This window comes from Buttiauxella sp. BIGb0552, assembly GCF_004366275.1.
Classification (GTDB): Bacteria; Pseudomonadota; Gammaproteobacteria; order Enterobacterales; family Enterobacteriaceae; genus Buttiauxella; species Buttiauxella gaviniae.
The window spans coordinates 298394-313551 of sequence record NZ_SODY01000003.1; the positions used below are offsets into that span (position 1 = coordinate 298394).

Consider the following 15158-nt stretch of genomic DNA (forward strand, 5'->3'; position numbering starts at 1 on the left):
CATAACTGCTGGCCTTTATTTAGCGGCCCAACTATGGGCTGTGGGATATGGGTTTTACACTACATGGTGATGCAAGCACATCATCATAGTCACATTATAAATTATAACATTAAGATAACGCTGGCCTCCTTACTTGTTGCTATAATTGGCTGCTCGCTCGGGTTTGGCTGCTTTTTATTCAAACAATTACGCAAAAATCATTATCTGCTGCCTGCATTGATATTTTCTGCAACCGCGGCATCCATGCACTACCTGGGAATGGCTGCAATCATCAATGCGGGAGATTGGTCTGTCAGCAATGCTCATATCACTCTTTCGCTAATCGTTATTTTTATTACTTCATTAGGCATGTTGCATTTAACCCATCTGATGTTGGTTATGACGAGTAAAAACGACAGCTATGCCAACTTCTGCCGATTGGGTGCCACAATTACTCTTTGTACCGGTGTAGCAATCATGCACTTTTTAGGTACCAGCAAAATGAATATGGCTCCAGTAGCCGCATCATCTCTTGCTATAAATCATGATGACAACATCGAAAATACGATTGCGATGACGATGATAATACTCATCGCCCTAGTATTTATGTTAGCAATCTTCATCTGGTTTATTAATTTCAAAGAGCATTTAAGCAATGAGCTTCTAAAAAGAGAGTTAATCTCGAAGAATTTGCAATTAAAACAAATGACGCAACATGACTCGTTAACTCAATTACCTAACCGCGTTTATTTACAAAGTCATTTAAATACACTGTTTGAGAAACAGATACAGCCACTGTTCATTATGTTTATTGACCTCGATGGTTTTAAACGTGTTAACGATGTCTGGGGGCATGCCATTGGTGATGAGCTGCTGGTAAAGATATCTAAAATGCTCAGGAACGTTGTTGGCAAGGGAGGCTTTGTTGCAAGAATTGGTGGTGATGAATTCATCATCGTCGTTTGCGAACAAACAGAAGATGCAGTGATCCAACTTGCTAAAACCTTGCTTTCCAGAATCTCAGATAACTACGAACTCTCAGCAACAACAGTCGATTTTTTATCTGCCAGCATTGGGATTTCAATTTACCCTGACCATGGGCAAGATGTTGCCACACTATTGAAAAAAGCTGATGTGGCGATGTATTACATAAAAGACAAAGGGAAAAACAATGTCATCTTTTACGATGAGATAGCCATGACATTACCCACATGATGCCAGGTTAATACAAGAGTGTATTAATAGAGCACGATAGCCGAGTGTTAGTAACACTTATTTTTAAGCAATGGATGCTTGTAAATCATTCCAGACACTGGAATTAGTAAAAAAGCAGACATTGATGATGAAATTTACTGCGTTGTATAACAAGTACAAAGACAAATGGTGGGCTTTACCACTTGTTCTCCCCTTCATCCTGTATCCTATAACTCAGTATATGAGTTCCTACGGCTACGTTGATGGTTTCGAGATACCTTTCTTTTATCTCAACATGGCACTTATGACAGCCCTTACCATGATTTATGGTTTTAAGGCGCTTCCTGGTATCATACTGTGTGTATTTTTCCGTGTGGCTCCTGATCGTGGCCTGGAACCAGCATTGATGTCCGTATTGCATTATTTTACATCGACAGGAATAAGTTGTGCTGGTTATTACTATTTCACCGGGAAACGTGGTCGAGCTAGTTTCGGGCGCTATAACCTAACCTGGCAACGTATTTTCTGGTTAGTATTCATTAATGCCACATTGTTCCTTAATTATTTCCAGACCGTACTCTACTTAGGCATGTATGGTGTACATCAAAAAATGATGTACATAACCCCATTCACCACGCGAACATTGATAAATTATCAGGGAATGCTGGTTGGGAATATGATTGGCTTGCCAATGTGTTATTTGGTAATTCGTTCATTCAGAACGCCATCATACATGAAGAAATATGTTGAAAAAATCCGTAATCAAGTTGCAGAAGACCTGCGAGCACTCGAGCTCATTTGTCTATTTAGTGCAATGACATTGCTTACGGCGCTCATGATCTCACCAATTAATCATAAGCCAACACTGATAAACTCCGTATATACCCTGACGTTACTGTTACCAGTCATGATCTGGGGAACGCTACGTCTGGGCCATGCTGCCATTTCTCTCATTTGGTGGGTGTTATTGGTCGTACTGTGCAATAACTATCAAAGTTATATTCCTCATACAGTCGATTACAAGTTACATCTGGCTGTTGCAACGTCCTGCTTCGCAGCGTTTTCAATAACCATTATCCTTATGGCTATCAATATTTCACGGCAAAGAGCCTTGAATATTAAGACTAAGCGTCTAATGAGCATCGACCCGGTAGTGCACCTACCAAATTTGCTGGCACTAGATACAGATTTAAATAAAAATACAGTCTCTGTTTTATGTCAGTTATATGTCCCTGACCTTGAATTACTAGGCCGCCACTATGGTTTGCTGATGCAAGTTCAATATAAGCAACAACTGGCTCATTTTTTGAAACCGGTACTGGAAAGCGATGAGCTTATTTATATAAGTTCTGGCCACGATTTAATTGTCCGGATGTCCCCTTTAAATGCAGAAAAAAGGATTTCTGAGCTGCACAACAAAGCAAAAGATTTCCGTTACACCCGTGATGGGGTAAAGCTTTACCCACAAATTGGCTGTAGCTACTGCATCATTAACTACCCTGTGGGTCATCTTTATCTATTAATTGGTGAACTCCGAGCACTGGCAGAGATCTCCCTGACGACAAACTTGCCCGTGGATATGAGAAAGCAAAGCAGTCGGCAGGTACAAAATCAGGTTAAAACTAAAGTCGACATGATGAATCAACTTCAACGTGCGCTTGAGTTAGATCGGTTTGTTTTGATGGCTCAGCCAATAGAAAGCAAAAATGGTCATCGCTACCATGAAGTCCTGCTGCGGATGCTTGGTAACAATGATGAGCTTATTTTCCCGGATACTTTTTTACCGCTAGCAAATGAATTTGGCATGTCATCGAGCATTGATTTATGGGTGCTAAATAACACCATGAAATATATGGACGAAACCCGTCATTCACGGCCAAACCAATGCTTCGCCATTAATCTGACTCCAGCATCAATCTGCCGCACAGATATGGCACATCTCATTGAAAATATGCTGATTAAGTACGGTATTGCGCCTGAGCAGCTCGTTCTGGAAGTGACCGAAACCGATGAACTTACCAACAACTTACAAGCCGATAAGACACTGGATGCACTACAGCGTTTAGGTTGTAAAATTGCTATCGATGATTTTGGAACGGGTTATGCGAGCTATGCGCGACTCAAAAATATGCAGGCGGACATACTCAAAATCGATGGCAGTTTTATCCACAATATTATTTCCAGCGAGATGGACTACAAAATCGTGGAATCTATTTGTGAGTTAGCAAGAATGAAAAACATGACGTTAGTGGCTGAGTTTGTCGAAACAGAAGCGATTCAGAATGCTCTATTCCGCATGGAAATTGACTATGTTCAGGGCTACTTCATCGGTAAGCCTGCGCCTATCGAAACCTTACCGGCAACTGTTTAAGCCATAAAATCAGGCAGCAGAAAGCATGATGCAAGGGTTTCCTGCTGTCGTGATGGATAATAATCAAGCAAATTCAGGACGCAAAAGTGGCGTAAAGCACATATTCACTGGGTTCGTTAGATTACAGGTAATTTGGAAGAGATGAGCTGGAGCGGGTGAAGGGAATCGAACCCTCGTATGCAGCTTGGGAAGCTGCCGTTCTACCATTGAACTACACCCGCTTTGAAGTGCGTAGGCATTATAGACGTTCAGCTTTCGCTGGCAAGCGCCTTTTAAGTTTATGTGGTGGATTATTAAGCAATTGTTTTTACAGCCTGTGTGTTGTCAAATCTTACGGGGTCGTATGGGGGTTAAGGCTAGAGTGTTACATGGGGGATTATTTACCCAGCTCCCCTGCTCTGACTTACGATAAAAATGAAGGGAAACCCTATGGGTTCCCCTTATTCCTTAAGCGTGAACTGCCGCTTTTTTCGGGAATACCATCAGTGCGACGATAGGTGAAACAACCATCAGCGCAAACACCCAGATAAAGCCCATTGTGAAGCTACCGGTTGCATCAATCGACCAGCCAATCAGTTGGCTGTTCGCGGTGGCGATAACAAAGGTACAAACCCAGAAAGTCGACATCGTGTAGGTCACCGTTTGGGTATTGGCCCCTTTTAATGTCTCTTTTGGAATTGAGAAGATAAAAGCAAACCAGGTCGCAAAAACAAAACCCGTCAGGAATGAGCAGACCAGAATCAAAATGTCATTGGTTGCGAACAGCATAATAAAGGTCGTAATTGCCATCGCGATGCTGGTGCTAAACAACCAGTTTTTGTAATGGTAGCCGCGAGCTTTGCAGAATGGTCCAGCGATTGCGCCGAGCATAATCCCGACCTGGTTTACCGTGCCGCTCAGGTGAGCATGCGATTCTGGCGGCAGGTGCGCGTATTTGGCGTAGTAAAGCGGCAGGAAGGTGAACATGAAAATCATCATGATCATCGCGCCGACGTACTGGGCAATCATCCCCCACACCACGCGGTTAAAAATCGCATCTTTCATGATGCGCAGTTTATCCGTGCTGCCGTCGTTGCTTGCAGTGGTAACGGCAACCTCTTCATCAGTAAAGATAATAAGCCACACAGCACCCAGAACCAGCGTTATCACACCATAAACTGCCAGCAGGTTTCTCCAGCCACCAAAGTAAATCGACAGGCTACCCGCCAGCGTCAACGCGATAATCGTGCCGATGATGTTGGAGGTGCAGTTCAGGCTGTTAAGCGCAGATGCGGTTTTGTTATCGAACAAACGTGCCACGGTCGGCACCAGAGAAACCAGGCAGATTGCCCCACCCAGGCCACCCATAAAGCGAATCACTAACAGCAGGTCGAAGTTATTGGTCCATGGAATGAATATCGATAATCCGGTCAACACGCAGCCCAGAAGATAGGACTTTTTCGCGCCGAGTTGCGCGGTCAAAATCGAGGTGCAGAAAGCACCTAAAATTTTCGCCCACAGAATGACGTTCGACATTAACGCCGCATGGGACACGTCGATATTAAAATCGGCCATGATTTGCGGCATAACGGCACCGGTAGTGGCCCAGGCTGCGCCAAAGACCATGTAGACGGCATACAAAACAAATTCAGTTATCCACTTATTCACGCAGGCACCTCTTGAGCACTCAGAGCAACGATTTCCAACAGCATTTCACTTGCCAGGCGCAGAGACTCTGCGGGCAAGAGCTCTTTGGTGGAATGGAAATTATGGGCACCAGTAAAGATATTAACCGTCGGTAAGCCGGCAGGCGTAATCACGCTACCGTCATAACCGCCGCGCATAATTAACGGTTTCGGCTCAATGCTCAGGTTACGCATTGCCTGCTGAACGCTGGCAATAATTTCCGGCTTTTTATCAAGCCCGGCTTTCACGTTATCGTAGGTATCCGATAATTCCAGGGTGATATTTTCCTGGCCATAACGGCTTTGCAGTTGCTCAGTGATGGACTGCAATAACGCTTTTCGGCTCTGGTAACCTTCAATTTCAAAATCACGCAGGGCAATTTCGAGTATGGCATTCACGGTATTACCGGTGATTTTATTCACCCAGAAATACCCTTCACGGCCTTCCGTTAATTCCGGGCGTTCACTTGCTGGCAATGCGTTGATCACTTCGTTGGCGATTAATACAGCATTGACCAACTTGCCTTTCGCGCTCATAGGGTGAGCCGTCACGCCTTTGAATGTCATTTTGGCGCTACCTGCGTACCAGTTTTCAATAACATATTCGCCGATACCACAGCAATCCAGGCAAATACCGAAATCAGCATTTAGCTGCGCCACGTTTAACGCTTTAGCTCCACGAATACCAATTTCTTCGTCTGGTAATAACACCAGTTTGATATCGCCATGTTTAAACTCAGGGTTCGCAACCATATAACGAATGGCTTCCACTGCCGCCGCAATTGCCGCTTTATCGTCAGCACCCAACAGGCTGGTACCATCTGTGGTAATGATGTCCTGGCCGACATAGTTCAACAGTTCAGGGAACGCCTCAACGGTTATCTCTTCCCCAGTCGCAGGCAGTACGATATTTTTACCATCGTAGTTTTTCACGCGCACGGCATGGGTGTCATTGGCGTTATCTGGCGCAGTATCAAGATGCGCGAAGAAGGCAATGGATGGCATTTCCGGGCTGTTTGCCGCAAGACTCAGAACGGTAATGGCATTAGCGTTAATGGAAGTCTCGACGGTATTCACGTTGGAAAATTCACTCACAACAAGCTGAGCTAATTTGTACTGATTTTCGCAACTGGGAAGTTGGTTATTTTCGGGAACGGAAGTGGTGTTGATTGTTGTATACCGGATAAAGGTATCTATTATTTGGTCTGCATTAATACGTATTGTCATTGTTTGCTACTCACCATTAACATGAAATGGTTGATAAATATTACAACGTTAATTAACCGAGTTATATTTTTTATAACTTAGTTATTATTCTGCAACATATTTACCATTCATATTATGAATTAAAGTGATCAGCATTATTAGCCAGGAAAGGATGACGGTGTCTGATAAAGATCAATAGGGATGGTATTTATTAGAAGCCAGAAAATATCTGGCTTCTGCTAATTAACAAGATGGCTTACTACCTGGAGGCGGTAAGTAGCGCTGAGGGTCGATAGCATTTGCACGATAACGAATCTGGAAATGCAAATTCACCGAATCTGAACCGCTGCTGCCCATTGTGGCAATTTTCTGCCCGGCGCTAACTTTCTGACTGGTGTTTACCAATGTCGTTTCGTTGTGAGCATAAGCAGTGATGTACTCTTCGTTATGTTTAATCATCACTAAATTGCCGTAACCGCGAAGCTGGTTACCCACGTAAACCACTGTACCAGCGGCAGAAGCATAAATAGGTTGCCCACGCTTACCGGCAATATCTATACCTTTATTCCCACCATCGCTGTCGGAGAACGGCGCAACAACTTTACCGGATGTTGGCCAGAGCCAGCATTTTGAACCAACCGGAGGAGCGGCGACTTTCGCAACGCTACTTGTGGACGATGAACGCGGTTTAGAGGTTTTCGCCACGGCTGTTTTCTTCGATGAAGATGAAGAGCCAGAGCTACTTTTAACACGGATTTTTTGCCCTATCTCCAGCGTATAAGGAGCAGGAATACCATTGAGGCGTGCCAATTGGCCGACGCTTGTGCCGGTCATACGCGAGATGCGCGAGAGTGTGTCACCACGTTTGACGGTATAAACCGAACCGCTGTAGCTACCTGAAGAGGCTTGAGTGGTGCCCGCTTTATTTGATGAGCAAGCGACGAGTAACAGGCTTAGCACCAGGATAACGGCATTCGGTGCCCACTTTCTGACTGTGCTTTCCTTGCGCAAACCAATCCTCGAATACATTAACTGAGAAGAAGATGCTCCTCCCTGCAGCGCAGGGAGGAACGAGTACAACTTACTTAACCGGGCGCAGAGCCGGGAACAAGATAACGTCACGGATGGTGTGGCTGTTAGTGAACAGCATAACCATACGGTCGATACCAATGCCCAGACCCGCCGTTGGTGGCAAGCCGTGCTCCAGAGCAGTCACGTAGTCTTCGTCGAAGAACATCGCTTCGTCGTCGCCTGCGTCTTTCGCATTAACCTGGTCAGCAAAGCGCTGTGCCTGATCTTCTGCATCATTGAGCTCGGAGAAGCCGTTACCGATTTCACGACCACCGATGAAGAACTCGAAGCGGTCGGTGATTTCTGGATTTTCGTCATTACGACGCGCCAGTGGAGAAACTTCTGCCGGGTATTCAGTAATGAAGGTCGGCTGAATCAGATGGCTTTCAGCCACTTCTTCGAAGATCTCGGTGACTACACGGCCCAGGCCCCAGCTCTTCTCGACTTTGATGCCGATAGCTGCTGCGATTTCCAGTGCTTTGCCCATATCGTCCAGATCTGCAATATCAGTTTCCGGGCGGTATTTTTTGATGGCTTCACGCATGGTCAATTTGGCGAATGGCTGGTCGAAATCAAAGATCTCTTCGCCATACTTCACTTGCGCAGTACCCAGCACGTCATGCGCCAGAGTACGGAACAGAGATTCGGTCAGTTCAATCAGATCTTTGTAATCCGCGTACGCCATGTAGAGTTCCATCATGGTGAACTCTGGGTTGTGACGCGGAGAAATACCTTCGTTACGGAAGTTACGGTTGATCTCGAATACGCGATCGAAGCCACCCACGACCAGGCGCTTCAGATACAGTTCCGGCGCGATACGCAGGTACATATCGATATCCAGCGCGTTGTGATGCGTGATGAACGGACGTGCAGACGCACCACCCGGGATCACTTGCATCATTGGCGTTTCAACTTCCATAAACCCACGTTCCACCATGAACTGACGCACGCCAGCCATGATTTGCGAACGGATTTTAAAGGTGTTGCGGGATTCTTCGTTGGAGATCAGATCCAGGTAACGCTGGCGGTATCGTGCTTCTTGATCCTGCAGACCGTGGAATTTGTCCGGCAGCGGGCGCAGAGCTTTAGTCAGCAAACGCAGTTCAGTACAGTGAATAGAAAGCTCACCAGTTTTAGTTTTGAACAGCTTGCCGCGTGCACCCAGGATGTCACCGAGGTCCCATTTCTTGAACTGCTCGTTGTAGATGCCTTCTGGCAAATCGTCACGCGCAACGTAAAGCTGAATGCGGCCGCCAACATCTTGCAGGGTAACGAAAGACGCTTTACCCATGATACGGCGTGTCATCATTCGGCCAGCAACAGCCACTTCGATGCCCAGCTCTTCCAGCTCTTCGTTCTCTTTCGCATCGAAGTCAGCATGCAATTGGTCTGAGGTATGATCGCGACGGAAGTCATTTGGGAAAGCAATGCCGTGCTCACGCAGGCCAGCCAGCTTCTCACGGCGGGATTTCAGTTCATTGTTAAGATCGACCGCTTCGGTGCCCTGTTCTTGTTGTTCAGACATGTTGATTCCTCATAACCCTGCTTTCAAACTTGCTTCGATAAATTTGTCCAGATCGCCATCCAGTACCGCCTGCGTGTTACGGGTTTCTACACCAGTACGCAAGTCTTTGATACGGGAGTCGTCCAGTACGTAAGAACGAATCTGGCTGCCCCAGCCGATATCCGATTTGTTGTCTTCCAGCGACTGCTTCTCAGCATTCTTCTTCTGCATTTCCAGCTCGTATAACTTCGCCTTCATCTGCTTCATCGCCTGATCTTTGTTCTTATGTTGCGAACGGTCGTTCTGGCACTGAGTCACGGTATTGGTCGGAAGGTGGGTAATACGCACCGCAGATTCTGTACGGTTAACGTGCTGACCACCCGCACCCGAGGCGCGGTAAACGTCGATACGCAGATCGGCCGGGTTGATTTCGATATCAATATCGTCATCAACTTCCGGGTAGACAAAGGCGGAGCTGAACGAGGTATGGCGACGGCCACCGGAGTCGAACGGGCTCTTACGTACCAGGCGATGCACGCCAGTTTCAGTACGCAACCAGCCAAAGGCATATTCGCCCTGAATACGAATAGTCACAGATTTAATACCCGCAACGTCGCCATCAGACTCTTCAATGATTTCGGTTTTGAAGCCGCGTGATTCAGCCCAACGCAGATACATTCGCATTAGCATGCTGGCCCAGTCTTGCGCTTCGGTGCCGCCAGAACCTGCCTGAATGTCGATATAGCAATCGGCGCTGTCGTACTCACCGGAGAACATGCGGCGGAACTCAAGCTGCGCCAGTTTGCCTTCCAGTTGATCTAACTCGACAACGGCTTCGTTGAAAGTGTCTTCGTCGTCGGCTTCAATAGCCAGCTCCAGCAAACCGGAAACATCTTCCAGCCCCTGAGTCATTTGATCGAATGTTTCGACAATCGCTTCCAGTGAAGAACGCTCTTTACCTAACGCTTGTGCGCGTTCAGGTTCGTTCCACACATCAGGTTGTTCCAGCTCTGCGTTTACTTCTTCCAGGCGCTCTTTCTTGGCATCATAGTCAAAGATACCCCCTAAGAACGTCGCTGCGCTCCGTAAGGTCCTGGATGCGGTTTTTTACCGGGTTAATTTCAAACATGGTCTGTATTATCTTATGTTGATGACAGAAGACGAAAATGCGGTCGTAAACCGGAAAGTTTACCGGAATTACGCCGCTTTTTATAGTTTTGTTGCCCGTTAATAGCCAAGTAATAGGGCTATAGAGGCCAGATATGATCGATTAACAACTGAACGCTGCGATTACCGCGAAACTCATTTACGTCCAGCTTGAAAGCCAATTCAACTTCACGCACGCCGTTATCCGGCCAGCATGCTGTATCCACGTTAAAGGCGATGCCGTCAATCAACGGGCCGCCGCCGATGGGTTCAACCATGACTTTAAGATGGCGTTCCCCGACCAGCCGTTGCTGTAATAAGCGGAATTTGCCGTCAAACAGTGGCTCAGGGAACATCTGCCCCCACGGCCCGGCGTCACGCAGCATCTCGGCGGTTTCCAGTGTCATCTCTTGCGCAGAAATAGCACCGTCTGACCAAATCACGCCCTGAAGCAATGCGGGATCAAGCCATTCGCCGATCAGATCGCCAAAACGCTGGCGGAACTCTTCGAATTTAGCTTCTTCCAACGACAAACCTGCAGCCATCGCGTGGCCGCCAAATTTCAGCATCATGCCAGGATACAACGTATCAAGCCGCTCAAGAGCATCGCGCATATGCAAGCCTTGCACCGAGCGGCCTGAGCCTTTCAGCGTGCCATCACCCGCGGGTGCAAAAGCGATAACCGGGCGGTTAAAACGCTCTTTGATACGTGAAGCCAGGATACCAACCACGCCCTGATGCCATTCCGGGTGGTACATCGCCAGGCCATACGGCAGCTCATCGTGGCTGTGTTCCAGTTGTTGGCACAACGTGAGAGCTTCAACCTGCATGCCCTGCTCAATCTCTTTTCGCGTCTGGTTTAGCGCATCAAGTTCGTTAGCCAGCATGCGTGCTTCGCCAATATTTTCACTGAGCAGTAACGCTACACCCACGGACATATCATCCAGGCGACCGGCAGCATTCAGACGCGGGCCTAAAGCAAAACCTAAGTCGCTTGCCGCCAGTTTATGCGGCTCACGGTTGGCGATTTCAATCAGCGCTTTAATCCCCGGGCGACACTTGCCAGCACGAATACGGCTCAAGCCCTGCCAGGTCAAAATGCGGTTATTCATATCCAGTGGCACAACATCGGCCACGGTGCCTAACGCCACCAGATCCAGCAACTCTGCAATGTTCGGAATGGCCAGGCCTTGTTGTTCAAACCAGCCGCAATCACGCAGATGCGCACGCATCGCCAGCATCAGATAAAAGGCAACGCCAACGCCTGCGAGGGATTTAGACGGAAACTCGCAATCAACCAGGTTGGGGTTGATGATGGCATCTGCCGCAGGCAATTCTGCCCCTGGCAGGTGGTGATCGGTAACCACCACCGGAATGCCCAGCGCATGGGCACGCTCAACACCACTATGGGATGAGATGCCGTTATCGACGGTCAAAATCAGCTGCGCGCCACGCGCATGAGCTTGATCCACCACTTCCGGGCTCAAACCATAACCGTCGTCGAAACGGTTAGGTACGAGATAGCTAACGTTTTGGCACCCAAGGCTGCGCAGTCCAAGCACGCTTAACGCAGTGCTGGTTGCGCCGTCAGCATCAAAATCGCCGACCACGATAATGCGCAAGCCTTCACGGAAAGCGTTATGCAGTATCTCAACGGCTTTATCCATGCCATTAAGTTGTTGCCACGAGAGCATTCCCTTCACACTGCGTTCCAGGTCTTGCTCGCCGCGCACACCACGGCTGGCGTAAAGGCGTTTTAGAAGTGGGTGCAATTGCTGGGGTAACACCACGGATTCATCGACCGTACGGCGGCGAAGTTGTGTTTGCTGTTTCACCCGTTAACTACCCACCTACATTGGTCAGTTGCTGGTGTGCATCCAGCATTTGCTTCATCTCTTTCGGCCCCTGGTAGCCAGGAATAACCGTGCCGTTACTCAGCACAATCGCAGGCGTCCCCTGGATGCCGAACTGCACGCCCAGGTTGTAATGGTTCGCGATATTCATATCGCAAGTCCCGCCAGCTACCGCTTCGCCTTTCATTGCTGCATCAAAGGCTTTTTTAGGGTCTTTTGCACACCAGATGCCTTTCATATCGTTTTCAGTCTGGCTTTGCAGACCCTGGCGTGGGAAGGCCAGGTAACGCACGGTAATACCTAGCGCGTTGTAGTCTTTCATCTCTTCATGCAGCTTGTGGCAATAGCCGCAGGTAATGTCGGTAAACACCGTAATGACGTGTTTCTCTTGCGGCGCTTTGTAAACGATCATCTCTTTTTCAAGCGCTTTAAGTTTACCCACCAGCAGCTGATTGGTGACGTTAACAGGCTGCCCGCCGCTCACATCGTACAGCGGCCCCTGAATAACGTGTTTACCGTCTTCGGTCACATACAAAACGCCGCTATCGGTTAATACCGTTTTCATGCCCGCAACAGGTGCCGATTGAATGTCAGCATTTTGCACGCCTAACTTAGCAAGAGACTGCTTGATTGCTGCGTCGTCAGCATGAACAAAACCGGACACAGAGACCGCTAACAATGGGAGCAGCCACAAACGCTTTTTCATGATGATTCCTTATCTTCTACCACTCACGCTCGTGGGTGGTGCTGTTGATGTAGCTGGCGTAACCGCTCTGTCGCTACATGCGTATAAATTTGTGTGGTGGACAAATCGCTGTGTCCAAGCAACATCTGTACGACTCGCAAATCCGCACCATGGTTCAGTAAATGCGTGGCAAATGCGTGTCGCAGAACGTGCGGTGACAGCTTTTCGCTATCGATTCCAGCCTGCACCGCATAGTGTTTAATACGATGCCAGAATGTCTGGCGCGTCATTTGTTGGGCTCGATTGCTCGGGAAAACGGTATCAATCGACACGCCATTGAGCAGCCATGGCCGCCCATGTTCCAGGTAGTTTTCCAGCCAGTAAACCGCTTCTTCACCCATTGGAACCAGACGTTCTTTATTACCTTTACCGATGACCCGTACGACTCCCTGGCGTAGGCTGACATCACTCATCGTCAGCCCAACGAGCTCCGATACACGCAGCCCAGTAGCATACAATAATTCGAGCATTGCTTTGTCACGCAGCTCGATAGGCTGGTCGACACAAGGAGCTTGCAGGAGACGCTCTACCTGCGCTTCGCTTAAATCTTTCGGCAAACGCTGCGGTAGTTTTGGCGATGAAAGCATCACACTCGGGTCATCTTCGCGTAATTTTTCGCGGTAGAGATACTGAAACAACCGACGAATAGCGCTCAGCATACGCGCTGAACTTGTTGCTTTATATCCACCTTCAAGGCGCTCAGCAAACAGCGACTGCAAATCGCCAGTTTGTACATTCAGCAGGCTCAAAGAGTGACGTTCCAGCCACTCCGCCACCATCTTCAGATCCCGACGGTAGGAGTCTAATGTGTTTTGTGCGAGATTCCGCTCAAGCCAGAGCGCATCAAGAAATTGTTCGATTCGGGCCAGATCCTGTTCCACTGCAGCCTCACATTTGGCGAATTGTGTCCATTATGCATGATGCACAATGGGATCTGATACACTTGCAATCCTGCACGTTTTTAAAAGAGTTGTTAACGCGATGAACATTGGCCTTTTTTATGGCTCCAGCACTTGTTACACCGAAATAGCTGCCGAAAAAATTCGTGACATCATTGGCCCGGAACTGGTGACGCTGCACAATCTGAAAGATGATTCACCAGCCATGATGGAACAATACGATGTGTTAATTCTCGGTATTCCCACCTGGGATTTCGGCGAATTACAGGAAGACTGGGAATCCGTATGGGATCAACTAGATAACCTAAACCTTGAAGGAAAACCCGTTGCGCTTTATGGCATGGGCGATCAGCTCGGCTACGGTGAATGGTTCCTTGATGCTCTGGGCATGCTGCACGACAAACTTGCGCCACGCGGTGCTCAGTTTATTGGCTATTGGCCAACTGAAGGCTACGAGTTTACTAGCCCGAAACCGGTTATTGCCGATGGGCAACTGTTCGTTGGGCTGGCGCTAGATGAAACCAATCAGTACGATTTAAGCGATGAGCGAATCGAAACCTGGTGTGAGCAAATTCTTGCGGAAATGGCCGAACATTTTGCCTGAAAGCTGTTTAAGCTTCCCCACTCCCACTCGCCTGTTGTTGCAGCATCAGGCGACGTAAATCACGCCACTCACCTGTATCCATACTGTCAGCGGACAGCCATAAATGCTGGCAGCGTTTGCGCCCGACCCGGCGTAAGCGCAGCATCATGCCACTGCGTAAAACCCAAGGGGAACCAACGATTTCCCACTCCTGGTTTTGCCAACGCAGATGGTAGTCGGTCAGGAGTTTCATTTCGCCCTGGCAAGCATGGATGCGCCGCTGGCTGCGGACACTGTCAAATACAACTAGCGAAAGTAGCAGCATCCAGATTAGCGTATAGCTCATCGGCCACGGCATTAGCAGCACTAACAGGGCGACTAGACCGTGAGCCAAAAGAGACAGCCATTGTGCACGCCAGGAGACGCGAAGATCAGATTGCCACAGGACCACGTTCTTTATTCCGTGTCTGAATCAGTGTCACCATCCGTTGCAGCTCTGTATCTGCCGGTTTGCCATGATTCATTAACCAATTGAACAGGTCTGGATCATCGCTTTCCAGCAAACGGACAAACAACTGCTTATCCTCAGTGCTTAACGAGTCATATTCATATTCGAAGAATGGCATAATCGAAATATCCAGCTCGCGCATTCCCCGGCGGCACGCCCAATGAATTCGGGCTTTGTTATTGATATCCATGTGCTCTTTCCTGGTTCTCTGACAAAGTAGGTACAAATGTTAGTGTAACGTGTTTTTATGGCACGCATTAAATGAATGTTACCGTTTGCGCGCTATATCGTGAGAAAAATCTGTAATGCGTTGCTGTTGCATTAACCTTGCGAGAAAACTCGTAAGCACACAGCTCGCGTTATCAAACTACTTGCATTGCCAAATGGCTCTTTTACCATTGAGCCAATACATCAGCTCAAAAACCAGGGACATAA

The 15158-nt window shown here is 48.0% G+C and carries 13 protein-coding genes and 1 tRNA gene; 3 read left to right on the plus strand and 11 right to left on the minus strand.

Annotation, left to right across the window (positions count from 1 at the left end):
- Positions 1-33 precede the first annotated feature (33 nt).
- Both EDF88_RS10325 and EDF88_RS10330 read left to right on the plus strand, forming a co-directional pair.
- Positions 34-1194, plus strand: a complete 1161-nt coding sequence (locus tag EDF88_RS10325) for a diguanylate cyclase (RefSeq protein WP_279586341.1) — start codon at positions 34-36, stop codon at positions 1192-1194.
- Positions 1195-1318: 124 nt separating this feature from the next.
- Positions 1319-3544: an EAL domain-containing protein gene (locus EDF88_RS10330; RefSeq protein ID WP_166671970.1), complete on the plus strand. Its 2226-nt coding sequence runs from the start codon at positions 1319-1321 to the stop codon at positions 3542-3544.
- A 147-nt stretch (positions 3545-3691) separates the two neighbouring features.
- On the opposite strand, the gene EDF88_RS10335 is transcribed toward EDF88_RS10330, so the two are convergent.
- From EDF88_RS10335 to xerD, 9 genes are all read right to left on the minus strand, one after another.
- Positions 3692-3765, minus strand: a tRNA-Gly gene (locus EDF88_RS10335).
- A 226-nt stretch (positions 3766-3991) separates the two neighbouring features.
- Complete coding sequence (locus EDF88_RS10340; protein ID WP_134184546.1) at positions 3992-5191, minus strand: MFS transporter; 1200 nt, start codon at positions 5189-5191, stop codon at positions 3992-3994.
- Positions 5188-6435 carry a peptidase T gene (pepT, locus tag EDF88_RS10345; RefSeq protein ID WP_134184548.1) on the minus strand — a complete coding sequence of 416 codons (1248 nt, stop codon included), beginning with the start codon at positions 6433-6435 and terminating at the stop codon, positions 5188-5190. Before pepT ends, EDF88_RS10340 begins: the two co-directional genes overlap by 4 nt.
- 222 nt (positions 6436-6657) lie before the next feature.
- Positions 6658-7443, minus strand: coding sequence for an amidase activator ActS (gene actS / locus EDF88_RS10350; RefSeq protein WP_134184550.1), 786 nt, complete (start codon positions 7441-7443; stop codon positions 6658-6660).
- Positions 7444-7495: 52 nt separating this feature from the next.
- Positions 7496-9010 (minus strand): lysine--tRNA ligase, encoded by a 1515-nt coding sequence (gene lysS, locus EDF88_RS10355; RefSeq protein WP_064513582.1) that lies wholly within the window; start codon positions 9008-9010, stop codon positions 7496-7498.
- Between the two features lie 9 nt (positions 9011-9019).
- Positions 9020-10118, minus strand: a protein-coding gene (gene prfB / locus EDF88_RS10360) for a peptide chain release factor 2 (protein ID WP_134184552.1) whose coding sequence is annotated in 2 segments (ribosomal slippage) — positions 9020-10042 and positions 10044-10118 — 1098 coding nt in all. Because the reading frame shifts where the segments join, the coding sequence is not laid out codon by codon here.
- 118 nt (positions 10119-10236) lie between these two features.
- Positions 10237-11970, minus strand: coding sequence for a single-stranded-DNA-specific exonuclease RecJ (gene recJ / locus EDF88_RS10365; RefSeq protein WP_064513585.1), 1734 nt, complete (start codon positions 11968-11970; stop codon positions 10237-10239).
- Between the two features lie 7 nt (positions 11971-11977).
- Positions 11978-12694 carry a bifunctional protein-disulfide isomerase/oxidoreductase DsbC gene (dsbC, locus tag EDF88_RS10370; RefSeq protein WP_134184554.1) on the minus strand — a complete coding sequence of 239 codons (717 nt, stop codon included), beginning with the start codon at positions 12692-12694 and terminating at the stop codon, positions 11978-11980.
- Positions 12695-12717: 23 nt separating this feature from the next.
- Complete coding sequence (gene xerD, locus EDF88_RS10375; protein WP_134184556.1) at positions 12718-13614, minus strand: site-specific tyrosine recombinase XerD; 897 nt, start codon at positions 13612-13614, stop codon at positions 12718-12720.
- A gap of 100 nt (positions 13615-13714) precedes the next feature.
- On the opposite strand from xerD, the gene fldB reads away from it, so the two are divergent.
- A complete protein-coding gene (fldB, locus tag EDF88_RS10380; protein WP_134184558.1) occupies positions 13715-14236 on the plus strand; it encodes a flavodoxin FldB in 522 nt (173 codons plus the stop codon).
- A 7-nt stretch (positions 14237-14243) separates the two neighbouring features.
- On the opposite strand, the gene EDF88_RS10385 is transcribed toward fldB, so the two are convergent.
- Together EDF88_RS10385 and sdhE are read right to left on the minus strand one after the other, a co-directional pair.
- Positions 14244-14666 (minus strand): protein YgfX, encoded by a 423-nt coding sequence (locus tag EDF88_RS10385; protein ID WP_064513587.1) that lies wholly within the window; start codon positions 14664-14666, stop codon positions 14244-14246.
- Complete coding sequence (gene sdhE, locus EDF88_RS10390; protein ID WP_064513590.1) at positions 14647-14913, minus strand: FAD assembly factor SdhE; 267 nt, start codon at positions 14911-14913, stop codon at positions 14647-14649. Before sdhE ends, EDF88_RS10385 begins: the two co-directional genes overlap by 20 nt.
- Between the last annotated feature and the right edge of the window lie 245 nt (positions 14914-15158).

What these genes read in the sequence shown, in the direction of transcription:
- EDF88_RS10325 (WP_279586341.1), top strand. Translation starts at nt 34, where the DNA reads ATGGGCTGTGGGATATGGGTTTTACACTACATGGTGATGCAAGCACAT.
- EDF88_RS10330 (WP_166671970.1), top strand. Translation starts at nt 1,319, where the DNA reads ATGATGAAATTTACTGCGTTGTATAACAAGTACAAAGACAAATGGTGG.
- pepT (WP_134184548.1), bottom strand. Translation starts at nt 6,435, where the DNA reads ATGACAATACGTATTAATGCAGACCAAATAATAGATACCTTTATCCGG.
- actS (WP_134184550.1), bottom strand. Translation starts at nt 7,443, where the DNA reads ATGTATTCGAGGATTGGTTTGCGCAAGGAAAGCACAGTCAGAAAGTGG.
- lysS (WP_064513582.1), bottom strand. Translation starts at nt 9,010, where the DNA reads ATGTCTGAACAACAAGAACAGGGCACCGAAGCGGTCGATCTTAACAAT.
- dsbC (WP_134184554.1), bottom strand. Translation starts at nt 12,694, where the DNA reads ATGAAAAAGCGTTTGTGGCTGCTCCCATTGTTAGCGGTCTCTGTGTCC.
- fldB (WP_134184558.1), top strand. Translation starts at nt 13,715, where the DNA reads ATGAACATTGGCCTTTTTTATGGCTCCAGCACTTGTTACACCGAAATA.
- sdhE (WP_064513590.1), bottom strand. Translation starts at nt 14,913, where the DNA reads ATGGATATCAATAACAAAGCCCGAATTCATTGGGCGTGCCGCCGGGGA.